This window comes from Veillonella sp. CAG:933 (assembly GCF_000431435.1).
In the GTDB taxonomy this organism is placed as follows: Bacteria; Bacillota; Negativicutes; order Veillonellales; family Veillonellaceae; genus Veillonella_A.
Window position 1 is genome coordinate 68,018 of record NZ_HF986263.1, and the last position, 25,090, is coordinate 93,107.

A 25,090-nucleotide genomic window follows, 5' to 3' on the forward strand; every position below is an offset into this window, starting at 1 on the left:
CGATAACTTAGTAAGATGATTAGGTAAAAGGTATCTGTTGAGGTGAGTTTATGGCTATACCTAAGTATTTTGAGTTTTTTCCTACAGTTATTGAATGTTTAAGTGATGCTACGTTGCATACTTCAAAAGAAATTCGAGAGTATTGTATTTCTGCATTTAAATTGACAAAAGATGATTGCCTTGAACAGTTAGAAAGTGGTCAACTAGTTGTTAATACACGCATAAGCTGGGCTTGTACTTATTTAAAGAAAGCAGGACTGATTGATAGACCTCAAAGAGGTTCTTATTTGTTAACTAAATTAGGTAAAGCTGCTTTAAAAGATGGTGTAGATAATATTATATTGGACTATTTAAAACAATTTGAAGCTTTTCGCGATTTTGTGCACGTTGAGCCAGGAATACAAAGTAGCGGAAATACCCCTCTTGCTCCTAAATCTGATGATAAAAGTCCGGAGGAGCTAATTGAATATGCAATGAATCAACTAAATTCATCATTAGCGGATGCATTATTGATTGAAGTAATGAAAATGACACCATATGAATTTGAGAAACTTGTTGTTAAGTTGTTAATTAAAATGGGGTATGGATCAGCTGAGTTATCTTTAAATTCTGTTACAAAGTTATCTGGTGATGAAGGTGTAGATGGTATGGTTGCTGCGGATCGATTAGGATTTGATGTAATTTATACGCAAGCAAAACAATGGAAACCGGATTCGGTAGTAGGACGCCCGGAAATTCAGAAGTTTTTAGGGGCATTAGCCGGCCAAGGTGTGGCTAAAGGAATATTTATTACAACGGCTAAGGTTTCATCAGAAGCTAGAGAATATGTGGCGAAACAATTGCTACAAAAAATAGTTCTCATTGATGGCAAACGACTTATGGAATTGATGATAGAATATAATCTTGGAGTTTCTGTTGAAAATCTTTACACCGTGAAGAAGCTTGATACAGACTTCTTTACTGAGGATTAATTAGGCTTGTAAAGGAGAAAAATTGTGGCGGACAAAAATACAGTTAATGTTGGATTTGAAAAACAAATATGGGATGCAGCCTGTGTACTACGAGGTAATATGGATGCCTCAGAATATAAGGGAGTAGTATTAGGCTTAATCTTTTTAAAATATATTTCAGATAGATTTGAAGATAAACATAAGGCGTTAGTGGCAGAAGGCGATGGATTTGAGGAAGATATTGACGAATACACTTCAGAAGGTATTTTCTTTGTCCCTAGTGGTGCGCGCTGGAGTGATATAGCTTCTAAATCTCATACCCCTGAAATTGGTGTAGTTATTGACAATGCAATGCGTGCTATTGAGAAAGAAAATAAACGACTTAAAGACATTTTACCTAAAAACTTTGCTCGCCCAGAATTAGATAAAGGCAGACTTGGCAATGTTGTTGATCTATTTTCTAATATTAAGATGATTGAGCATGGCAGTGAAAAGGATATACTTGGACGTACGTATGAATATTGCTTATCAATGTTTGCGGAACAAGAAGGTAAACGAGGCGGTGAGTTTTTCACACCTTCGTGCATTGTAAGAACCTTAGTTGAGATTTTACAACCGTATAAAGGGCGAGTATATGATCCTTGCTGTGGCTCAGGAGGTATGTTTGTTCAATCTGCTCAATTTGTAGAAAATCATAGCGGAAATATTAGTAATATTTCTATTTATGGCCAAGATTCAAACCCTACTACATGGAAAATGGCGCAAATGAATTTAGCTATTCGTGGAATTGAACCTAATTTGGGCGGGTATTCAGCGGATACTTTTTTGAACGATTTGCATCCAACACTTCGCGCTGACTATATTATGGCAAATCCTCCATTTAACTTGTCACCATGGGGAGCTGAACAGTTAAAAGAAGATGTTCGTTGGAAATACGGAATGCCACCGGCAGGCAATGCCAACTTTGCTTGGTTACAGCACATGATTTATCATTTAGCTCCGGCAGGTAAAATAGGGATGGTTCTTGCAAATGGCGCTTTATCATCACAGTCGGGTGGTGAAGGTGAAATCCGTAAAAATATCATTAATGATGATTTAGTTGAGTGCATTGTGGCTATGCCGACACAACTCTTCTATACGACACAGATACCTGTTTCTTTATGGTTTTTGAATAAACAAAAGAAACAAAAAGGCAAAACACTCTTTATTGATGCCAGAAAAATGGGGTCTATGGTGACACGTAAACTCCGTGAACTCACAGAAGAAGATATTAAGCAGATAGGTGATACCTATGTCTCTTTCGTTGATGGTACATTAGAAAATGAAAAAGGCTATTGTGCTGTAGTAGATACAGAAGAAATTGCTAAACAAGACTATATCCTTACACCAGGTCGTTATGTAGGTATTGAAGCGCAAGAAGATGATGGGGAGCCATTTGAAGAAAAAATGGCAAGACTTACATCTGAGCTTGCAGAAATGTTTGAAAAAAGTCATGAACTAGAGGCTGAAATTCGAAAGAACTTGGAGGCTATCGGGTATGAAATGTAAGTTAGGAGAAATAGTAGATATTACTATGGGGCAATCGCCTAAGTCTATTTATTATAATCAAGTAGGTGAAGGATATCCTTTTTTACAGGGCAACAGGACTTTTGGATTAAAATATCCTACTTTTGATACTTATACAACGGTTATGACAAAATTAGCTAAATCTGGTGATGTTATAATGAGCGTTCGAGCACCAGTAGGAGCATTGAATATTACGCCCAGAGATATGTGTTTAGGCCGCGGAGTCTGTTCTTTACGAATGAAAAATGGTAATCAAGAGTTTTTATATTATATGATGAAATATTATGTATCTGATCTTATTAGTAAAGAAAGTGGCACTGTTTTTGGTTCAGTAAACAGAAATGATATAAATGATTTAGAGGTTGATATTCCTGAGAATGTAGAGAAACAGGTAAGAATTGGGCGAATTTTATCTTCAATCGATGATAAAATTGAATTAAATAATCAGATAAACAATAATTTAGAGCAACAAGCATTTTAGATACACTAATCTCACCAGATATCAGTTTAGGGAGTAAATAATCTCGCAAGGATGAAAGCACTTTTATTTCATCTGTATTTACTTGAATTTTCCTTGTAATCTCATGAAGAATAGTACTTATTTTTATTTGCTCTACCATTGGTGGAAGAATAAAAGTGTATTTTTTAAAATCTTTTAATACAATTCTTGGTAATGCTGAACCGGATACATAGTTGTCCCCCACATCTTTTTTTATTGAGGGCTGCTTTAAAAGATAAAGTAAAATTTCAGGCACAATGATATTATTATTAGGTCTAAATATTGCAATGGAAGATAATATCGCACATTCTTTATATTCTGAACAGATAAAAACTTCTTTCAAGTAACTCCCATCTTTAGCTACAAGAATATCATTAGGCAAGGGGACGCAGTCATTTTTCTTCATTTTGGCAAACTCCGATTTAGTAATATGTTTGCAATCATTGTTAGTGAAACCATAGGTTTCCATATCTTTAACTGAATACATAGGATAAGGAGCATTTGGAGTATCAATTGGGCTATAGTGGGCGCCATCGGTGATTTTTGTACAAACTTCATCTAGCGAAACTCTTTGCCATGATAGTGGAACCGTTCCTTTATAAGGTTGATAATCTATAAAAAATGCTTTAAATAGAGTTAATGCTTGTTGCTCTAAATTATTGTTTATCTTATTTTAAGAATATATTTATATTTCCGAGAGTGGGGAATATTTTGTGAGAATTTTCCACTCCTTAGTTATTCTCTTTTATGAGAGGATAACTATGAAGACTATTTTTATTAATGATATTATCCAAATGATGTTGCCCCATATGAATAATGCTCAATGTGAAGCTTTGCAGGAAGTATTGCAGCATGTTTTGTTTCAATATGATCTTGTTAAACATAAAGACTGTTGTGCCGAAGAAAGGGATTATTTAGCATTATTTTTATCGGCAAAACGAATTGAAGGATGTTCTGAAAAATCACTTAAATATTACGAATCAACAATACAAAAACTATTAGGAACACTTGGGAAATCTGTTAAGCAAATTGTAACGGATGATATACGAAAATATTTAACAAAGTATCAAGAAGAAAATAAATCTAGCAAGGTGACAATTGATAATATTCGTCGGATTTTATCTAGCTTCTTTTCTTGGCTTGAAGATGAGGATTATATCCTAAAAAGTCCAGTGCGTAGAATTCACAAAGTAAAAACAGGTGTAAGTGTTAAAGAAATATATTCTGATGAGATGTTGGAGTTTTTACGTGATAGCTGCACTGAATTAAGAGATTTAGCAATGATTGATATGTTAGCATCAACAGGTATGCGTGTTGGTGAGATGGTTCTTCTAAATCGAAATGATATAGATTTTAATGAAAGAGAATGTATTGTTTTTGGTAAGGGAAATAAGGAAAGAATAGTTTATTTTGATGCTCGAACTAAAATTCATCTGCAAAACTATTTAGAAAGTCGTTCAGATATTAATCCGGCATTATTTGTATCTTTAAAGGAACCTTGCAACAGGTTAAGTATTAATGGAATAGAAACTCGACTTAGAAAATTGGGTAAGAATTTGGGGTTGCAAAGAGTACATCCGCATAAGTTTCGGAGGACGCTAGCAACGATGGCGATAGATAAAGGCATGCCTATTGAGCAATTACAACAGCTATTAGGTCATCGAAAAATAGATACAACATTGCAATATGCTATGGTTAGACAAAGCAATGTAAAAATAGCACACAGAAAATATATAGGTTAGGAAGGAAGATAATAAAGTGTGGCAAGTCATGAGTTTAGGTGATGTTTGTACAATTTCATCAAGTAAAAGAATTTTTGCAAAAGAATATAAAACTGAGGGAATCCCATTCTATAGAGGTAAAGAAATTATTGAAAAGCATAATGGTAGTACTGTATCAACAGAACTATTTATATCACTAGAACGATATGAAGAGATTAAAAGTAAATACGATGTGCCAAAAAAAGGCGATATACTTTTATCCTCTGTAGGAACATTAGGTGTTCCATGGTTAGTTAACGAAGATAATTTTTATTTTAAAGATGGGAACCTTACTTGGCTGAGGTCTAATGAAAAGATTATACCTGATTATTTATATTTTTGGCTTACATCAGATGAAGCACAAAATCAGATTGACTCTAAATGTATAGGTTCTACACAAAAAGCATTGACTATTGAGGCGTTAAAAAAGTTTAAAATTACTTTGCCAAACGTCGAAGTACAAAAAAAAATTGTATCAATGATAAAACCAATTGAATTGAAGATTGATATTAATAGAAGAATAAACAATAATTTAGAGCAACAAGCAAAAATTATATTCAATCATCTTGTAATTAATAATCCGAATTTTCATTCTTTTAAATTAACGCCTTTATCCGAATTATGTAAATTAATTACAAAAGGAACAACACCTACTACTTTAGGAAAAAATTTTACTAATAGTGGAATAAATTTTATAAAAGTTGAATCTATTCTTGAAAATCATTCGTTTAATAGAGAAAAGTTTTCATATATTAATAAAACCACTAACTTTATCCTAAAACGTTCGATACTTCATTCAGGGGATATTTTATTTACAATTGCAGGTACATTAGGGCGGTTTGCACTAGTAGATGATAGTATTCTCCCTGCCAATACAAATCAAGCTGTTGCGATTATTAGAGTAAATAAAGATAAGATTTTACCTGAATATTTATATAGTTCCTTTTTAGGCAATTGGCATAATGACTATTATAAAAGGCATGTGCAACAAGCAGTTCAGGCTAATTTGAGTTTAACAACAATTAAATCACTATTAATACCTATGCTACCTCAAGCAGAACTTCAGAAATACATGGAATTAGTACATCCTATTATTAAATATATGAAGAAAAATGAAAAAGAAAATTATCTTTTAGCAGAACAAAAAAATTTCATTTTACCAAAATTAATGACAGGAGAACTTACACCTTAAGCCACTAAATTATTGTTTATCTCTCCACCACCTCATTAACCAAAAAAATCTAAAGGAGGTTAATTATGCCAAACTTATTTAATGAAGATACATACGAACAGGCGATTATAGAATTGTTTGAAGAAATGGGCTATTCTCATCTCTATGCGCCGGATGTAGAACGCGATTATACAAGCCCTTTGTTAGAAGATGTATTAAAAGATAGCTTGGCACGTATTAACCGCGAACTACCTAAAGAGGCAATTGATGAGGCGCTCCTTAAACTACATGATTTAGAAACGGGCAGTTTATTGGAAAAAAATATTAGATTTATGGATTACTTGCAGAATGGCATCACTGTAAAGTTTTTTGCGAATGGGGTAGAGGATTCTCAAATTGTACGTTTAATTGACTATAAAAATGTAAACAATAACACTTTTTATGTTGTAAATCAGTTTACTCTCATTGAAAATGCAGAACGGCGTCCGGATGTGATATTATTCATAAACGGGTTACCGCTAGTTGTTATGGAGCTGAAAACTCCTGTTAAAGATGAAGTTACTGCAGAAAATGCATTTAATCAGATTAGAAATTATATGCAGGATATTCCACCGTTGTTTTACTATAATGCCATTTGCGTAATTAGTGATTTATCGACGAATAAAGCCGGTACAATTACATCCGGAATGGATCGTTTCATGGAATGGAAAACTAAAGATGGTAATTATGAAGAAACGGCGTATGCCTCGTTTGATACTTTTTATGAAGGTATGTTTCAAAAAGAGCGATTGTTGGATATTATAAAGAATTTTATCCTTTTTTCGGGAACACCTACAAATCGATTTAAAGTGCTAGCTGGATATCACCAATATTTTGCCGTAAAAAAGCGATTGAGAAAGCTAAGGTTGCAACACAAACTGATGGTAAGGGCGGTGTATTTTGGCATACTCAAGGTTCGGGTAAATCCTTATCCATGGTCTTCTATGCTCATTTGTTACAAGAAGTTCTAGAGAGCCCGACTATAGTTGTTATGACAGATCGTATCGATTTGGATGATCAACTTTTTACTCAATTTTCGCAATGTGCACAGTTTTTACGTCAGGAGCCGGAACAGGCTGAAAGTAAAGCAGATTTAACTCGACTTTTGGAAAATCGCAGTGTAAATGGCATAATTTTTACAACAATGTTTAAGTTTGAACGTGGTGAGAAACCCTTGTCAGAGCGTCGCAATATTGTAGTTATGGCGGATGAAGCTCATCGTGGGCAATATGGTTTTGAAGAACGTATTATAATGTCAAAAAATGAAGCGGGTGAACTTGAAGCGCATACGTCTATTGGTAATGCTCGTATTATTCATGATGCTTTGCCAAATGCTACTTTCATTGGATTTACCGGAACGCCGATAGCAGCTAAAGACCGTAATACACGAGAAGTGTTTGGCGATTATATTGATGTGTATGATATGACTCAAGCTGTAGAAGATGGTGCTACGAGACCGGTATATTATGAAAGCCGTGTAGTCCATTTAAAATTAGATACTAATACATTGGCGTTAATTGACTCTACATATGATGTGTTGGAAGAACAGTCAGATAAAGAGACCATTGAAAAAAGTAAAAAAATGTTAGGCCAGATGGAGAGCGTATTAGGTGCTGATTCTACTATCGATTCATTGTGTAGCGATATTATAGAGCATTATGAAAAATACAGAGCTAATTTATTAACCGGTAAGGCGATGATTGTTGCTTATTCCAGACCAATTGCGATGAAGATTTATAGACGCATATTGGAGCTTCGTCCGGAGTGGAAAGAAAAAGTCGGCGTAGTAATGACCGGCGGAAATAATGACCCGGAAGATTGGAAAGAAGTTATTGGTACTAAGGCTCACAAAGAAAAATTGGCCACTAGGTTTAAAGATAATAATGATTCAATGAAGATTGCTATCGTAGTAGATATGTGGTTGACTGGGTTTGATGTTCCTTCATTGGCCACTATGTATATCTATAAAGCAATGTATGGATATAATTTAATGCAGGCGATCGCTCGTGTAAACCGTGTTTTTAAGGATAAAGAAGGCGGTTTGATTGTAGATTACGTTGGTATTGCATCGGCATTAAAAGCGGCCATGAAAGAATATACTAAGCGTGATCAGTCTAAATATGGCGATATGGATATTGCTAAAGAAGCATATCCAAAATTCCAAGAGAAGTTGCAAGTATGTAAAGACTTATTGCATGGATTTGACTTTAGTGATTTTATTAATGGCTCACCACTTGTGAAAGCCAGACTTATATCTGGTGGTGTAAATTTTGTCCTAGATCCACATGAACCTGAGAGAGTAGATTTATTTTTGAAAGAAGCTTTGTTACTGAAACAAGCACATTCGCTTTGCTCCAGTATGACTCTTGAAAGGGAACGCGCAGAGGCTGCATATATGGAAGCCATTCGTTCGACTGTAATTAAAATTAAGCATGGTGGGGATGGCGGAAGAACATTGTCACTTAATGAAATTAATGCACAAATCAATGAATTGTTAAAGGCAGCCATTCAATGTAATGGAGTTATTAGTTTGTTTGATAGTAGCAAGGCTAAAGGTGAGATTTTTAGCCTGTTTGATCCGAAAGTTTTGGATGAGATTTCAAAAATGAAGGAGAAAAATATAGCTGTTGAAATGTTGAAAAAGTTGATGTTGGATCAAGTTAGTGTTTATAAGTCAACTAACGTTGTACAGTCTGAAAAATTCTCTGAAAAAATCACTAAATTAATGAATTCTTATTATAATGGCTTAATTACTAATGAAGAAGTTATAAAAGAACTTTTGAAAACAGCCGAGGAAATTAAGAATCTTTATAAAAATGGTGAGAAATTGGGCCTTTCACAGGAAGAACTTGCTTTCTATGATGCGTTAACTAAACCGGAAAATATTAAAGATTTTTATGAAAATGACGAATTAGTAGCTTTGACTAAAGAGCTTACTGAGCAGCTGCGTAAGAATAGAACAATTGATTGGCAAAAGAAAGAAACAGCAAGGGCTTCTATGAGAAAAATGGTTAAGCGATTGTTAAAGAAATACAAATATCCTCCAGAGGACTATGATTTTGCCATTAGTACGGTAATCAGCCAATGTGAACTCTGGACTGATAAATCAGAAATATCACAACAGAGTAATGTTTTAGCATATCCAATGAATAATGATGGGTTACAAGCAGTTGCGGATAGAACAAATCAATTCCCGAAACACTAGGGCATAATATTTGTAACATAAAGAGAAAATTAGTTTAATACAAGGAGCCCCCCATGCACCCACGTGACCTATCCAAATTCATCGACTCCTGCTACACGTTCTCAGACTATATTCTCCGCATCAAGCAACTCAATCTTGATGGCGAACTGAAAGAAAAATTTGCCAATGCGATGAATCGATTTGCCTATGTCTATCACTTAATCATAGAAGATGCGATTCAAACTCAAACGAGATTGGTTCAGTCGGTTGAAGCAGAACTTTTAGAAATCGGCTTTAACATGTCCGAAGAGGCTCGTGAGCTAAATGCTCTTGAGAGTCAGGAGCGAATCATCAAAGATACACAGTTCTATATCTATTTCTTTTTTCCGGAAATTGACATTGAAACACTCGATTTGGCGACTTTTTGCCAACGAGGAAAGAGCCGCTACTCCTAGCTATCTAGTTGTCAGGGCAGCTGATTGTCAGGTTGTTAGGTTGTTAGGTCGTTAAATCATCAAGTCATCAGGTCGTTAGAGCATTAAGTCATCAGATTGTTAGCATTTGAAAGATGCGCTCCAAAATGATAAATAAGTAAATATTGTCTCTGATGCAAATAGAGCCGGCTACAAACAAGCCGGCTCTATTTTTACCTGAAATTCAATTAAATCAATCATAATGTATACAAAATACCTAGGAATTATGACTTGAAATCTGCATATTATTGACGTAATATAAGTATATAGAAAACATTAGATGTTTTCTGATAAGCATTATTCGTTAATAACTCGATAATTATAAGGAGGTAGGATTATGTCATTGAACTTAAAGAAGGAATACGGTTTATTTATTAATAATAAATGGGTACCGGCCAGTGATGGTGGCACCTATGAAGTACATAGTCCGGCCAACGGTGAATTGTTGGCTATAGCGGCGGAAGCGACTAAAGAAGACGTTGACGCAGCAGTAACCGCAGCAAGTGTTGCTTTTGAAACTTGGAAAAAAACAAGTCCTCAGGAACGTTCAGAATATTTATTAAAAATTGCAGATAAATTAGAAGCACAGGCAGAGCATTTTGCCATGGTTGAGTCCTACGATAATGGGAAACCGATTCGTGAAACGCGCGCTGTGGATGTGCCGTTCGCAGTTGATCATTTCCGTTATTTTGCCGGTGCTATTCGTGCCGAAGAAGGCTCGGCCAATATGCTGGATGAAAACACCTTAGCCCTTATTTTAAATGAACCAATCGGCGTGGTAGGCCAGGTTATTCCTTGGAACTTCCCGTTCCTCATGGCTGCTTGGAAAATTGCGCCGGCTTTGGCTGCAGGCTGTACGATTGTTATCAAACCATCCAATCATACATCCCTTAGTCTCTTGGAATTTGCCAATATTTTCCAAGAAATCCTACCACCGGGGGTAGTTAATATTAAAAGAACCGGCATAATGCATTTAGGAATAAAGTCCAACATCCCACTTTGTAACTCTTTATAGGTATAGCCCAATCTCATACAAAGTGGAATCGCAATTAGCCACGATAGTACAAACATAACATGAATTTTAACTCCAAACACAGCAGCCGGAATCATAATGAAAGCAAAACATACGCCCATTACAAATGCGGCATACGAAAAAGTCAACTCCCGTTTCATCGTATTCATACCTATCCCTCTATCTATTAACCAACCTATTATAAGAAGATCTAACAGTTTTCTTTGAATAATTTTCCGGAAATAATAGCCTCATAATTCTCTGGATCCGTATCACCTTCAGTATTTATGAGTAAAATTTTAGAATCCGAATTTAATTGCATACTTTCCTTCAATGACTTGTAACGTTCATCCGCTAAAATAGTTTTTACAACCCCCATTGTTACTGCTCCTGATTCGCCTGAAATAATTTGAGCATCACCGGAAAGCGGTTTATGGTATGTTCTCATTCCACAAGCTGCTACACTATCAGCACAAGATACGTAAAAGTCAGGCAGATTACTTAGTTCACCCCAGGTTACTTTGCACGGTGTACCGCAGTTCAAGCCGGCCATAATCGTAAAAGGCGAGCCTTCAATAGAATGCATCGCGCCATCATCAATCAGCTTAGATCTATAAATACAGTCAGCTACTTGCGGTTCGACGATTACAATTATCGGTTTATCTGTTTTATAATAATCACTTAAAAAGCCTACTACACCGCCAGCCATAGCCCCGACCCCGGCTTGTAAAAAAACATGGGTTGGTTTAATTTTTTTAGTTCCCAACTCTTCAACCGTTTCAAGAATCATAGTTAAATAACCTTGTATAATCCAAGTTGGGATTTTTTCATAACCGTCCCAAGCAGTATCTTGAATAAGATACCAACCGTTTGCTTCACTTTGGCTCTTTGCAAATCTAACAGTATCATCATAATTAAACTTTGTAATCTCAACATCGGCAGGGCCCGCATTTCTAATGGCCTCGGCCCGAACTTCCTGAGAACCGGCTGGCATATAGACATGTGCTTTACAACCAAAAATTCCGGCTGCCCATGAAACACCTTTACCATGATTCCCATCAGTTGCCGTAACAAACTCAATCGCTTGTAAGGTCGCTTTAAATTTATCTTGTAATAAATCTTTAAGTTGTGCTGTTTGATAATCTAAACCTAGAACTTCACAGATAATACGAAACATAGCATAACTGCCACCTAAACCTTTAAATGCATTAAGACTGAATCGTTTCGATTCATCTTTAACCATGATATTGGAAATTTGTAATTTTTTTGCTAATCCATCAAGGTGAACCAAAGGTGTTTTTTGATAAGCCTCTAATGACTCATGTGATTTTTTAGCCGCTAAAGCTTCATTATAGTCAAAACAACCATCACTTCTAAATTCTCTTAAACCCTTATTAATCAGCACTTCCATAACATCATTGCTAAAAATACGCATCTCATCACTTCCCTTTTCAATGATTTATTGTTATACTCACTATACCATTTATTAATTTATGGTTATATCACTAAAAATCTTAATTTTATAAAAATATTGAGGTCGTAAGAATGAAAGAGAAAAAAATTACCTTTGATCATTCAAAACAAGAATTAATAAAACCTATTTTCCCCGGTTTTAATATTTCAATTTTTACAACTACATTTTCGCCCCATACCTATGAGTTCATTAATTGGCATTGGCATCAAGCATTTCAATATTGTTATGTAACAGAAGGTATCATTGATATAAAACTTCCCCGACAGACATATTCAATAAAAAAAGGAGACGGTTTTTTTATTAACTATCAGCAGATACATCTCATTAAACAAAATAAAAGTGTTTCAACCGCGTCTTACATCTGTTTAGATATTCCACCATCTTTTATCGCCCACGATAATCACGGACGAATTTATTCTCGATATATAAACCCGATTCTTAAGTCACCTATTCCAGCAGCCTTAAAATTATCCGGTAATGAGTCCAACTCAAAAAATATCCTAAATAAAATAATTAACATTCAGCAATTAATAAAAGAAACACCGGAACTATTTGAAGTTGATGTAGAAATTGATATATTGGAAATTTTTAAAGAAACATATTTATTGCTAAAATCTAATTCACAAGACAGCGATGAAGTCCCGCAAAGCTACTATGAAAATGATCGGTTAAAACAAATTCTTTCCTTTATACAAAATCACTTTCAAGAAAAAATAACGCTGGAGGAAATTGCAAAATCTGTTTCCATCAGCAAAAGCGAATGTAGTCGCTTTTTTAAAAAAGTCACCGGAGAATCGTTGTTCAATTACTTAATACTCTATCGGATAAACAAAAGTATCGACTTAATCAGAGATACCAATTTATCTATCGCCGAAATTGCAACCTCAGTAGGTTTCAGTGACCAAAGTTACTATACTAAATGTTTTAAGGAACAAAAAAAGATAACTCCCAAAAAGTTCAAGGAGTTATCTATTAGGCAACCAACAGGAATATTATCTTATGATTTCTGATATATAATTTATCAGGGAATATTTATTAATTTTGTTTGTTAATCTATTTCGATAATTCACAATTTGAATTCACAGGACGCTTATAGCCGTCTGACCGCTCCAAATGCAACACTACTGCATTATTTACGTATCATCAGAAATAATTACGGAACACTACATTAACCACTTAATCGCATAAATAACTGGTACAGAAATCAAAATAGATAAGACCACACGTTCAAACCAAATAATGAAATAATCTTTGAGTTTAATCGGGATTTCCGTAGCCATCATACATGGAATGGATGCGGAGAAGAACAATACCTCGGAAACGCAGGTAATAGCAACCAACATACGAACTTCAAAGCTCAATTTCGTAACCAAAACGGCGGGCAGGAACATTTCCGCAATACCGAGGGATAACGCTTTAGCTACTAAAAACGGTTCTTCAAAGCCCGTAATCCAGGTAAACGGATACAATGTATAGGCCAAAATGTTAAACACCGGCGTATTATTGGCGATAACAATACCCAGTACACCAATCGACATGAGGGACGGTGCAATTTTTAAGGCCAACACGAGGCCGTCACGGAGATGATGAAAGGTACCGGTCACAATACCGTCCGCTTTGGAACTGGCTTCCATGGCTTCTTCAAAAGCGACTTTGAATTTATCATGCACAACAACGCGTTCCACTTCCCCCTGTACATCGTTGTAATAAGTATCCAGCTTTTTACTGATTGGATAAATACGCGCCGTCACAGCCGTAACAAGGAAGGTAACAACAACGGTGGCCCAGAAATATAAGTTCCATACATCCAATAAATTAAGAGTTTTGGCCACAATAATCATAAAGGTAGCTGATACCGTGGAGAAACCGGTGGCAATAACAACGGCTTCTTTAATAGTATAACGACCTTCTTTGAAAACACGGTTCGTAATTAAAAGGGCTACCGAGTAACTGCCTACAAAGGATGCTACCGCATCAATAGCGGAGCGCCCCGGCGTTTGCCACAGTGGTCTCATAACAGGACGCATGAAAACTCCGACGAATTCCATGAGACCATAGTTAATAAGCAAAGCCAAGAATACAGCCCCAATCGGCACGATCGTAATAACCGGCACTACGATTTTAGAATAAATAAACGGAATCGTACTCTTATTCATTAAAAATTCCGGTCCCACATTCATGAGAGCCATGATAATAAATGGAATCCCCAATATATTCAGCAAAGAGAACACAGTTGTTGTCGTATTCTTATTCCACGTCTTGTTGATAAACGGCAAGACCGCCCCTAGAATAACAAACAAAGCACCATATACCGGCTGGAAGTACGGGATTTTTAAAATATACGTAACAATGTGATCCAGCGGAATCGTCGATTTTCCGCCAATTGTAACCGGTACAAAGAATATAATAATGCCTAAAATACTGTAAATAATGAACTGTAACTTACTCTCGATGGAGTACTTATTCATACCTCTCACCTCTCCACTTGATTGTTAAATCATGAATCCATCAACCTTCCTGTCTCCTTTCCTCCGTATTTATACCTTGCTTAACTACACACTTGATATATTGTAGTTATTTTATTCCTGTAAGGTCTTAAAATTGTCAAATTTTCTTCTAACATGTATAAATTACAAAAAACTCCTTAATATATCGATAATACATTGATATATTAAGGAGTTTTGCTGTTTTATTACATTATGTTTATAATTCGATACTATTCATAAAGAGCATCTTATAACGCAAACAAATCGTTCAAGCTTTCAGACATGGTTGGGTGGTTATAGATGAAGTCGCGGAGTACTTCATAGCCCAAGTCATGATCCATAGCGAGTTTAATCATATTAATCATTTCATGGGATTCGGCACAGAAGAGTTGTGCACCCAAGATTTTGCCGTTTGGAGCTACCAAAGCTTTTAACACGCCTTCAGTTTCGCGAAGTACTTTAGCTTTTGGAATGGCGTTAGCCGGCATTTTAAGAACACGATATTCGAGGCCTTGAGCTTTAGCTTCTTTTTCATTCAAACCAACGCGAGAGAACGGAGGTTCAATGAATACGGAGTATGCGAAAGCACCACGGTTTTCAGTGGTACGTTGACGGTTGCCCATCATGTCATCCAAAACGATGCGGTAATCATCTAAGGAAATGTAGGTGAACTGCAATTTACCAACAACGTCGCCGGCAGCCCAGATGTTAGGCACGCTGGTGCGTAAGTGTTCATCTGTTTCAACAGCGCCACGGTTCGTCATTTTGATACCCGCTTTTTCAGCTTGAAGCTCGTCGGTGTTTGGACGACGACCGGTAGCAATCAAAACAGCATCGCCGGCTAATTCTTTAGTAGCGCCGTCAGCTGTGTAAGTTACTACGCCGTCTTTAATAGCGCTAATAGCCGCACCGGTAATCACTTCAACGCCTTTAGCGCTGATAACTTCGCGAATTACTTCGACAATGTCTTCGTCTTCACGCGGTAAAAATACATCCGAATCTTGAATAATCGTAACTTTGCTGCCGAATTCGGCAAACATGGACGCGAATTCCAAACCGATATAGCCGCCGCCTACGATAGTAAGGCGTTCAGGAAGTTCATCCAAATCCATGAGCGTCTGGGATGTGTAAAGTTTATTGCCTGCCTGAAGTTCACCGGTCGCTGGATCACGTACGCCTTCAATATTAGGAATTACCGGCGTGGAACCGGTGTTAATCAAGAACTGTTCCGCGGTCAACGTCAAATCGCCATCAGCAGTTTTAACGTTGATAGTCTTAGCATCAACAAAGGATGCTACGCCATCAATAATTTCAGCACCTGCTTGAGCTACTTTATTATAGTTGGCCTGATTTAACGCAGCGGTCAATTGACGTTTACCTTCAATAGATTTTTTAAAATAAGCCGCTTTTTCTTCAAAAGATGCATCAGGGGACAACGCCGCATCTGTAATCAAACGTTTTGAAGGAATACAACCTACATTAATACAAGTACCGCCATACATAAAAGCGTCTTTTTCAATTAACGCTACTTTTTTGCCGGATTTTGCTAATTTACCGGCCAAAGTTTTGCCGGCTTTACCGAAACCAATCACAATTACGTCATACGATTTCATCTTTTACCTCCTTATTAGTTCGCTATCAATATTTTTGAAAAATAAATAATCTTGAATATCTGTCTCATATATTTAATTATATCACACTGCCTCCAAAAGGCCGCAATATAACATCGATATTTTTCAAAAAATTTACGATTATTCAGTCAATAAACTTTTGAAAAATATCATAGTCAATATAAAAGACCCCCGTTCGGTCATGATACGTAACTTTCCTGAAGGATAAGCTCTTACATAACCGAGACACGGGGTTCTCTGCTCAATTATTTAGTTTTTATACCAGCTCCGAGCATAGTTTTTATACCAGCTCCGAACAATCGGCATTGGCCGCTGCTTCATCTTTAGCAATTTGCGTTTCCGCATCTTCAATAATCGATGCTAACGTAATACTTTGCAACTCTTTTTCAAGGGCACTCTGAATCTGCTCCAAACGGCCATCCAGCACACAATGAATGTGACTGCCGACCGGACAATCCTGAGCCGGGTTTTCATGAAAACTGAACAGCTGACCGTTATCGAGGGATTCCACGGCGTTGAAAATATCTAACAAGGTGATGTCCGACGGACATTTGGCAATCTTGATGCCGGACGTGCCCTGACGAGAATCAATCAGACCATGAGCCTTCAACATGAGCACGATGTTACGAATAATAACCGGATTTACGTTGATACTACCGGCCAAAAACTTGCTGGTTACTTTATATTTCTTTTCTGCAATAGCGATACAAGTAAAAATATGAACCGCTATAGTAAAACGACTGGATATTTGCATGGGCATGCCTCCTAATAAATTGTAATATACACTATTACATTACAGATTATATCACGAATCCACCGTTTTTACTATAACGACGCCCAAAATAAAGATGTATAATTATTTACCCACCACGCTGATACGCTGCTGAATGTGGTTACCTTTTTCGATTTCATCCACCATAGCAAGGGCGTAGTCGGCATAACTTACCACACTTTCACCACGGTCGTTAACAGTGAATTCTTCACCGGCCAAAATGTATTCACCGGTACGAGCACCTTCCGGATCAAAAATCGCAGCAGGGCTTACGAAGGTCCATTTTACATCATTGCGTTTGCGAAGTTCTGCCAATTCATCAGCCTGAGCTTTAGCGAGGGCATAGAATTCTTTTGGAAATTCCGGTGTATCGAGAAGCTGTGTCGTATGTTCTTTATCTACGAACAAGCTGCCGGCACCACCTACAACCAATAAACGAGTATCCGTATTGGCTACGGCATCGGACAAATGCATCAACGATTTAGTGTGAAGATCCAAGGTATCCGGCGCAAATGTACCAAATGCATCAACTACTGCATCAAAACCGGCCAAATCTTCTTTCGTGATATCCATAATATCTTTTTGAACAAATTTAGTAGCGTCCGATTTATTTTCGCTACGGGCAAAACCGGTTACGTCAAAACCACGACGAAATGCTTCTGCTACTACCAAACGACCTACTTTACCATTCGAACTTACAACTGCAATTTTCATAATTGAACCTCTACTTTCTCCCGCACCGGGAATAAATGACTGTTAAAAATTTAACTTTTGAATCCTTAATGCTTAATACGTAACGCTGAACTCTGTAATACTGAATGCTTTAATACTGAACTCTTTAATACTGAATTCTTAATACTTAATGCCTAACTTTTAAAACTTAATTCTTAATGACTTTCTTGTAATATTTTTCCTTACATGTTCATGTTACAACCTTTTAGTTGTAATGTCAAGCATTACACTTTAAATTTTTGAAAATTTTTTGTAAAGTCGTTGAATCGTCTTCGCCAAATCATTTTCTCTAATCCGGAAACGCCTATCTTTACGCGGTTTTCAGCGGTATTACCAACCCTATGAGAACAAAAAAAGATGAACCCGGCATAACCGAATTCATCCTTCTTCCCCTCAGGGGCAATTATTATTTTTTACGCCTTTCAATAGAAAAACCGTTGCTCTTCTTCAGCAATTAAGGTCTTTATGCTTCTTCATCCGGAGCCGTTGCTTTACGACGACGTTTCCAAATAAGTGCCGCAGCCACAACCAAGATAACGCCGGCAATTTCAATCAACCGTTCATACCCTGTGATATAAGGCTGTAACAATGGTTCAGCCGTTACCATTTCAGCGGCTACCCACGCGAGCAAGCTGCCGCCGGCCCACAAGATAATCGGATATTTGTTGATGATACGCGCCAACAAACGGGAACCATAAATCAAAAGCGGAACGGTAATTAACATCCCTACGATAACGAGTTCCAAATGGCCTTTGGCGGCACCGACAACGCCGATAACATTGTCGATACTCATCATCGCATCGGCTACGATAATCGTAATAATAGCACCGCGCAGGGAGTCCTTACTTTCAATGTTCTCAGCTTCATCATCGCCGACAAGGAGATGGAATGCAATCCACAAGAGCACGAGACCACCTACGAAATGGAGACCCGGAATGTATTCCAACGCCTCTACCAAGATGGTGGCAAAAATAAGACGCATCGCAATGGCCCCGAAGGTGCCCCACATGATGGCTTTTTCACGATACTTATCTTCCAACTTACTTACGGCCATGCCAATAACCACGGCATTATCGCCGGCCAGCAAAACATCGACCACGATAATTTTGCCAATCATAATCCATGTAGCTAACTCTAAAAATTCCATATATTTTATCCTTTAACTTTATTTTACGTAATATACCCGATTTTCTCTGCGTGGTGCCGCTTTTGGCGTGTCACCGTCAATGTAACCGAGGACACAATGACCGATGCCTTCGTAATCCCCTTCAATCCCAAGCGACTTCAAAAGTTCCTTCCCCTCCGGTGACTCAAACTCTTCTTTGGCACGATGAATCCAGCAACTGCCGAGACCTAACGCATGAGCAGCGAGCATGAGGTTTTGCATAACCAGCGAACCGTCACATACATAAGGTGGCCGTTCTTTTGACGCCAAAACCACCAGCACTACCGGTGCATTGTAAAACGGATCACTTTCGGTACCGAAAATCTTGGCATTCATCGCCGATAAGCGGTCCCGAACTTCTTTATTCGTTACAGCCACAATAATGGCCGATTGTTTCCCCATACTACTAGGCGCATACAAACCTGCTTCAATAATCTGATCTATTAATTCCGCAGGCACCGCATCCGACTTAAAACTACGAACACTCCGTCTAGTTTTTAACAGTTGTATCAAATGTTCTGCATCATGCATAATAATCCCTCGCTTTACATGATTATACTAGAATTACGGCATCCCTTCCGGCTAACATGAAATGTACCGGAAATAATTTCTATCTCATAAATATATTATAATAAGAATTAAGGCCAACTTCAAACAAAAATTGACAAAATTTGTCCACTCAAGCAAAATTTTTTTCTTCTCCTACGAAAACAGATTTTACTTTGGATTAAATAATGCACAGGGTTATAGAAGAAAACTCTTATATCCCAAGAAAAAAGAGGCACATGTTGCCACGTTGCCTCTATATTCAAAAGATATAATTGGGTGATAGGACATGTAATTATTCTACCTACGCTTTAGCCAATAAAGCCATCAACTTTTCAGTGTGAGACGCCAATTTAGCACGCGTAGCCGCTTCATTTTCCGGTTTGCGGTCGCCATAAGACACGCCGGTCGTCGCCACAAAGCCGCCCCAGTGCATACCGGTCAAAATACACATAGATTTAAATGGTGCCAAATAATCTTCCAGTTCAAAACGCATCATGCCCTCACGGCTATAGGCAAAAGCAGGCGCGCCGGTTGTAAACGATGCAATCCATGTTTTACCTTCCAACGCGTGGCCGGATGTACCGTGAGACCAACCGTGTTGGAAAACCTGTTCCATCCAACGATGCATTAACCCCGGCATAGAGTACCAATAGAACGGGTACTGCAACACGATGATATCAGCGGCTTCCAATTTAGCCTGTTCCGCTTTAATATCAAAATTAAAATCGGCGTACTGTGCATCTAAATCATCAAACACAGCATTCGGCAATTTTGCCTTCAAATCTTCCAAAATATACTTATTCGCTACTGAATCTACTACGGTATCATGCGCGGAAACAACTAATACTTTTTTCATCCCAAACTCCTTTACCCATACAATACAATTATATTCAACAGATTCGGCAAAAAGGGGGCTTTTTCCTTCTTTTGAAAAAAATTCCTATCGTTACTCTATTTTTCTCTCATAATATCTAAAATGGTCGCATCGACTCGGTTCATGCCCTCCTGCCCAATACGTGCCATATTGCGAATACAATCCTCCGGCGTTTCGGCACATATACCGTCACTCACTCGCAACGGGGCCTCATTAATCGCAGCCATAGTACTCATAAAGGCCGCCACTGAACCACTGGCTACCTTCAAGGCACAACCAACCTTGCCGCCATCGCAAATCATGCCGGTGACAGTTCCCGTCATATTGCGTACAGCATAGCCGAGCTCTTCATTCGTACCCTCCAGTAAATATGTCATTCCCACTGACGCGGCCGTAGCCGATGCCAATACACAAGCACACATGGGTGATAATTTACCAATCTGAGCATTAATATACCGATTTACCAAATGCGCCAACGCCAGGGCACGCACGCGTTTTAATACGGAAACTTGCAATTCATCAGCCATTTCGTTCACCGGTAAAATAACCACCAAGCCTTTGGTGCCGGCCCCCGAACTACTCATAGTCGGCATAGAACAGCCATCCAAACGGCTTTCCGCTGCCGAGGTAACTTTCACCATAATTCGTGACATTATATCATTTGACAACAACTTTTGGCCTGCCCCTGTTCGCATAGAATCTGCTAAGCCTACACCAATCTTATTGGATTTGGAATAGGCCGCCAGCGTTTCATTCATCACAACGCCGTCCAGCAAAAATAACAACTCATCTTCGGACACGGTGTCAACCAAATTTCTCATTTGGGCAATGGTCATGGCTTTTAGCTTTTCAACCAATATATCGTCTTGTTTTAGACGTTGACCGCCTCGACAATCTAAGATTGTTTCATTATTTTTTTGCAAAAAAACAATATTCGTATGAGCATTTTTAATAATACACGTTGCTTGCTCCGCTGCAGTCCAAACAGTGCATTTTGAAAATATACCGCTTTCTTCCGAATTAATTTGAACGATTACACCATCATTATTACAGAGTTCGTCTACCTCGTTTAATACATCCGGCGTAATATCCTCAAATAATTCCATGCGTTTATTCGGATTTTTTAAAAAAGCCCCAAGAGCCGCGGCATACTGCAAGCCTACGTGCTCACAATTCGGGATACCGGCTGACATGCCGTTCTTATAAAGGCCGGGACTGACTTCTACCTCAATCCGTACTATCGGGTCCGTTAATTCAGCACTTGCTGTAGCGGCACAAAGAGCCACGCAGACCGGCTCCGTACAACCAAGCGCCGGTACTACATCTTTATGCAACAACTCTAAAAGTTCGTTTTTGGTTAACATAAGGCCTCACTTGAATTAAATAAAGAATCGCTTCTTGTTAGTTCAGGAATATATTTAAACACACAATGTATGGAACATCGTACTCACAATTTATAGAACATCATACTCTTCATTTAATTATACAATCTACCCTGATAATTAACCATTTATTTTTTTCAAGACGTAAAAGAACCCTATTAACAACCACTTGACGATTGTTAATAGGGTTCACTTTCAAATTATATTCATTGACTATCCTATGGACTTTTATTTAGTATCTAAGTTATAAAGACCCGATGGCTTTTCACCCAGGTTAATGATAATACTCTTCTTCTGGCTGTAGTGATCCAAGATAACTTTATGGGTTTCACGGCCGATACCGGATTGTTTGTAGCCACCAAACGGTGCGCCTGCCGGAATCGCGTTATATGTATTCACCCACATACGGCCGGTTTCAATAGCTCGTGCAACACGCACGGCACGGTTGATATCGCGTGTCCAAACACCGCCGCCGAGACCATAAATGCTGTCGTTGGCCATCTTAATTACTTCTTCTTCGCTGTGGAATTTAATCACAACGGCTACCGGTCCGAAAATTTCTTCCCGTGCTACGCGCATATCATTAGTAGCATCCACAATCAAAGTTGGCCGAACAAAGCAGCCTTTGGCAAACTCACCATCCACTATGCGAACACCACCGGCCGCAATGCGAGCCCCTTCCTCTTTCGCGATTTCCACATAATCAAGAATCTTTTTAACTTGTTCTTCGTAAATCTGAGCGCCCAATTCGGTGGTGTCATCCCAAGGCATACCGACCTTAACTTTGTCAAAAAGTTTGGCCAAGTCGGCAACAAATTTATCATAGATGGTATCTTGGACAAAAATACGGGCGCCGGCACAACATACCTGGCCCTGATTGAACAAAATACCGAGCAAAGCGCCATCTAAGGCCATATCCCATTTGGCATCTTCAAAGAAAATGTTGGCCGATTTACCGCCCAATTCCAAAGTTGCCGGAATGAGACGTTCCGAGGCGGCTTTATATACATTGAGACCCACTTCCGTAGAACCGGTGAAGGCCAATTTGCTAAAGCCCGGATGATCCAAAATATATTGACCCGATTTAGAGCCTTTACCGGTGATAATATTAATTATTGGTGGATTAATTGGTGCTTGGTGTGCCAGTGGTACCATTGCTTATATTACGGCTCTAGGGTTAAAAATGATAAATCCTCAATATTTTTTAGCAACAGCGTTTGCGATTACCTTTATTTGTGCTTGTTTTACGGGTACAAGTTTCGGTACCTGTGGGACAATTGGGGTGGCCCTTATGGGGGTTGCGGCCGGCATGGGAATTGATACCTATTGGGCCGCCAGTGCTATTCTTTGTGCTGCCGTTATTGGTGATGGATTGTCACCTTTATCTGATACTCCTAATGTTATTGCCGGTGCAACGAATGTAGATGTTTTTAAAAGTGTAATTTTTCAGTTGCCTATGACAATTCCGGTTATTCTTATATCCTTCGCATTTTATGCGTTTATGGGGGGGTTTGGGGATGTACCGATGGCTGATACATCGACTATAAGCAATTTAGTTATTGCCATCGAAGATAGCTACAATTTAGGTGTATGGTGTCTTATACCGGTGATTTTGGTGTTTGGCTTGTTGATTTTTGAATTTCCGGCGATACCGGCCATTTTAATTGGTATTCTAAGTGCTATAGGTGTGGCTGTAGTATTTCAAGGGCAAAGTATCGTAAATACTGTTAGTGCGGTATGGGGCGGCTATCACTTAGTTTCGGATAATAAATTAATTGAAACTTTATTCAGTCGAGGCGGCATTTCGAGTATGACGGGAACAGCAGTTTTAATTATCTTCTCATTTGGTTTATTTGGAATACTAAAGCTATGTAATGTACTGGATGTATTGGTAGTTCCACTAACTAAGAAAATTAAATGTCGTTTAAGTGGAGTTGTATGCGTAATTGTATTGGGATTTTTGGCAAATTTCTCATCTTCGGCCAGTTTCTCTGAAGTTTTTACAGGCAATATTATGACAACTGTTTATGATAAAGCAGGTTTGAATCGCTTGGATTTAACACGGGCTGCCACTGTTGGATGTTTAGTGTTCTCTATGTTCGTACCGTTTACAGTAATGTGTGCTACCGTTACCGGCTTTTTAGGTGTAGATCCGGTTGCGATGTTTAAATATTATGTCAGTATGCCACTTTATTTAATCGTTATATTGTTGATTACAGGGTTTAATTTGGATAAATCTTTATTGGCTAAGATGAGTAAAAGTTAGGTATAGCAACAGGTATTAATTTCGATTGGGTATTTGACAGTCTGTTCTTGGGAGGTAATTTATCATGGAAAATCAATTAGCGAAAATCTTTACATCTATTGATGAACATAAGGAAGACATGGTACAGGATTTAAGAACGTTTGCTGATTTAGAGGGGCACTTTGAAGAAAAAGATAATGTATTAAAAGCCAGAACGTGGTTGCAACAGCAGTTGGAAAAAGAAGGTTTTGCGTGTAGATTCAGAGAGGTTGCCGATGACCGTTGTGGTATTATGATTGCCGAGTTAGGGATGGATCGACCGGGGAAACCGATTATATTTTCCGGCCATTGTGATACAGTACATTATACCGGTAGCTTTGGCGGTGAAAATCCGACTGTCATTAAAGACGGGAAAATTTTTGGACCCGGTGTGCTTGATATGAAAGGCGGTTTAATTATTGCATTATATGTTGCAAAAGCGTTAAACTTTATACAGTATAAGGAGCACCCGATTAAACTTATTGTTGTAGGTGAAGAAGAATCCGATCATGTCGGTAATGACGGCGATAAAATACTAACGGCTGAATCAAAAGGGGCACTCTGTTGTTTTAACATGGAAACCGGTCAAATGAATAATAGTTTATGTACTCAGAAGAAAAGTCAATTTACCTATTATTTGAGTGTTGACGGGGTAGGTGGTCATGCCGGTAATGATTTTTTGAAAGGTCGTAATGCAATTAATGAAGCCGTGTATAAGATTCAGAAAATTATTGAACTCACTGACTTATCCGTAGGAACTACGGTTACAACGGCAGTTATAAAGGGTGGTGGGCACACCAGTGGCATTGCAGATCATTGTGAAGTCGTGTTCGATGTGCGAGTGACAAATGAAAATGAAGCAAAACGTATTATGGACTCTATGTATGAAATTACTGATGAAACGTTTATTGAAGGAACAAAGTCAAAGTTAACGTATTACCGCGCTAAATTATTGCCACTTCAAGAAACCAAAGAAGCGATTCGTTTACTAGACTTTGTTAATACAGTTGCCAAAGATAACGGTTTTGATGAATTTGGGAAAGTGCATTTAGGCGGAGCATCCGATGCCGGAAATATGGCGGCAGCC

General features: G+C 38.0%; 20 protein-coding genes and 4 pseudogenes (1 of these 24 only partly in view). 13 read left to right on the forward strand and 11 right to left on the reverse strand.

Annotated features, from left to right (window positions below; genetic code table 11):
• Positions 1-50 precede the first annotated feature (50 nt).
• From QZL64_RS14375 to QZL64_RS14385, 3 genes are read left to right on the forward strand one after another with little or no spacing between them, the layout of a single operon-like run.
• Positions 51-971, forward strand: coding sequence for a restriction endonuclease (locus QZL64_RS14375; RefSeq protein ID WP_021842645.1), 921 nt, complete (start codon positions 51-53; stop codon positions 969-971).
• 24 nt (positions 972-995) lie between these two features.
• Complete coding sequence (locus QZL64_RS14380) at positions 996-2,498, forward strand: class I SAM-dependent DNA methyltransferase (RefSeq protein WP_021842646.1); 1,503 nt, start codon at positions 996-998, stop codon at positions 2,496-2,498.
• Positions 2,488-2,997, forward strand: a complete 510-nt coding sequence (locus QZL64_RS14385; RefSeq protein ID WP_021842647.1) for a restriction endonuclease subunit S — start codon at positions 2,488-2,490, stop codon at positions 2,995-2,997. The genes QZL64_RS14380 and QZL64_RS14385 overlap by 11 nt, the downstream gene beginning before the upstream one ends.
• Positions 2,998-3,067: 70 nt before the next feature.
• On the opposite strand, the pseudogene QZL64_RS14615 reads toward QZL64_RS14385, so the two are convergent.
• Positions 3,068-3,682 (reverse strand): annotated as a pseudogene (locus QZL64_RS14615) (restriction endonuclease subunit S); the annotation flags it as partial.
• Between the two features lie 94 nt (positions 3,683-3,776).
• Here QZL64_RS14615 and xerA point away from each other — a divergent pair.
• From xerA to QZL64_RS14420, 7 genes and pseudogenes are all read left to right on the forward strand, one after another.
• Entirely contained in the window at positions 3,777-4,757 is a 981-nt protein-coding gene (gene xerA, locus QZL64_RS14390) for a site-specific tyrosine recombinase/integron integrase (RefSeq protein ID WP_021842649.1), read from the forward strand.
• Positions 4,758-4,773: 16 nt separating this feature from the next.
• Positions 4,774-5,967, forward strand: coding sequence for a restriction endonuclease subunit S (locus tag QZL64_RS14395; protein WP_021842650.1), 1,194 nt, complete (start codon positions 4,774-4,776; stop codon positions 5,965-5,967).
• Positions 5,968-6,092: 125 nt separating this feature from the next.
• Positions 6,093-6,956: a type I restriction endonuclease gene (locus tag QZL64_RS14400; RefSeq protein WP_296309750.1), complete on the forward strand. Its 864-nt coding sequence runs from the start codon at positions 6,093-6,095 to the stop codon at positions 6,954-6,956.
• Positions 6,875-8,035: pseudogene (locus tag QZL64_RS14405) on the forward strand (type I restriction endonuclease subunit R); the annotation flags it as partial. The gene QZL64_RS14400 and the pseudogene QZL64_RS14405, both read left to right, overlap by 82 nt.
• Positions 8,036-8,113: 78 nt before the next feature.
• On the forward strand, positions 8,114-9,190 hold the full coding sequence (locus tag QZL64_RS14410; protein WP_296309753.1) for a DUF3387 domain-containing protein: 1,077 nt from the start codon (positions 8,114-8,116) through the stop codon (positions 9,188-9,190).
• A gap of 53 nt (positions 9,191-9,243) precedes the next feature.
• Positions 9,244-9,624 carry a hypothetical protein gene (locus QZL64_RS14415; RefSeq protein WP_021842653.1) on the forward strand — a complete coding sequence of 127 codons (381 nt, stop codon included), beginning with the start codon at positions 9,244-9,246 and terminating at the stop codon, positions 9,622-9,624.
• A 355-nt stretch (positions 9,625-9,979) separates the two neighbouring features.
• A pseudogene (locus tag QZL64_RS14420) lies at positions 9,980-10,594 on the forward strand (aldehyde dehydrogenase family protein); the annotation flags it as partial.
• 271 nt (positions 10,595-10,865) lie between these two features.
• On the opposite strand, the gene QZL64_RS14425 reads toward QZL64_RS14420, so the two are convergent.
• Complete coding sequence (locus QZL64_RS14425; protein WP_021842656.1) at positions 10,866-12,089, reverse strand: diaminopropionate ammonia-lyase; 1,224 nt, start codon at positions 12,087-12,089, stop codon at positions 10,866-10,868.
• 110 nt (positions 12,090-12,199) lie between these two features.
• Here QZL64_RS14425 and QZL64_RS14430 point away from each other — a divergent pair, with 110 nt between their 5' ends.
• On the forward strand, positions 12,200-13,138 hold the full coding sequence (locus QZL64_RS14430; protein WP_021842657.1) for an AraC family transcriptional regulator: 939 nt from the start codon (positions 12,200-12,202) through the stop codon (positions 13,136-13,138).
• Between the two features lie 153 nt (positions 13,139-13,291).
• On the opposite strand, the gene QZL64_RS14435 is transcribed toward QZL64_RS14430, so the two are convergent.
• From QZL64_RS14435 to QZL64_RS14475, 9 genes and pseudogenes are all read right to left on the reverse strand, one after another.
• Complete coding sequence (locus tag QZL64_RS14435; RefSeq protein ID WP_021842658.1) at positions 13,292-14,596, reverse strand: YjiH family protein; 1,305 nt, start codon at positions 14,594-14,596, stop codon at positions 13,292-13,294.
• A gap of 266 nt (positions 14,597-14,862) precedes the next feature.
• The gene (locus QZL64_RS14440; protein WP_021842659.1) at positions 14,863-16,227 is read right to left on the reverse strand and encodes an FAD-dependent oxidoreductase; all 1,365 of its coding nucleotides are present in this window, start codon (positions 16,225-16,227) and stop codon (positions 14,863-14,865) included.
• 298 nt (positions 16,228-16,525) lie between these two features.
• A complete protein-coding gene (locus QZL64_RS14445) occupies positions 16,526-16,999 on the reverse strand; it encodes an Rrf2 family transcriptional regulator (protein ID WP_021842660.1) in 474 nt (157 codons plus the stop codon).
• Positions 17,000-17,101: 102 nt separating this feature from the next.
• Complete coding sequence (locus tag QZL64_RS14450; RefSeq protein WP_021842661.1) at positions 17,102-17,731, reverse strand: SDR family oxidoreductase; 630 nt, start codon at positions 17,729-17,731, stop codon at positions 17,102-17,104.
• A gap of 481 nt (positions 17,732-18,212) precedes the next feature.
• Entirely contained in the window at positions 18,213-18,896 is a 684-nt protein-coding gene (locus tag QZL64_RS14455; protein ID WP_021842662.1) for a TerC family protein, read from the reverse strand.
• Between the two features lie 18 nt (positions 18,897-18,914).
• The gene (locus QZL64_RS14460; protein ID WP_021842663.1) at positions 18,915-19,445 is read right to left on the reverse strand and encodes a nitroreductase; all 531 of its coding nucleotides are present in this window, start codon (positions 19,443-19,445) and stop codon (positions 18,915-18,917) included.
• Positions 19,446-19,764: 319 nt separating this feature from the next.
• Positions 19,765-20,319 (reverse strand): NAD(P)H-dependent oxidoreductase, encoded by a 555-nt coding sequence (locus QZL64_RS14465; RefSeq protein WP_021842664.1) that lies wholly within the window; start codon positions 20,317-20,319, stop codon positions 19,765-19,767.
• Between the two features lie 95 nt (positions 20,320-20,414).
• Positions 20,415-21,701: an L-cysteine desulfidase family protein gene (locus QZL64_RS14470; protein ID WP_021842665.1), complete on the reverse strand. Its 1,287-nt coding sequence runs from the start codon at positions 21,699-21,701 to the stop codon at positions 20,415-20,417.
• Between the two features lie 246 nt (positions 21,702-21,947).
• Positions 21,948-22,841: pseudogene (locus tag QZL64_RS14475) on the reverse strand (aldehyde dehydrogenase family protein); the annotation flags it as partial.
• On the opposite strand from QZL64_RS14475, the gene QZL64_RS14480 reads away from it, so the two are divergent.
• Entirely contained in the window at positions 22,819-23,985 is a 1,167-nt protein-coding gene (locus tag QZL64_RS14480; RefSeq protein WP_296309746.1) for a Na+/H+ antiporter NhaC family protein, read from the forward strand. The pseudogene QZL64_RS14475 and the gene QZL64_RS14480 overlap by 23 nt on opposite strands.
• 289 nt (positions 23,986-24,274) lie before the next feature.
• Positions 24,275-25,090, forward strand: the 5' portion of a protein-coding gene (locus QZL64_RS14485) for a M20/M25/M40 family metallo-hydrolase (protein WP_441351098.1). It continues 165 nt past the right edge of the window; the window shows 816 of its 981 coding nt (coding positions 1-816); the start codon lies at positions 24,275-24,277; the stop codon falls past the right edge of the window.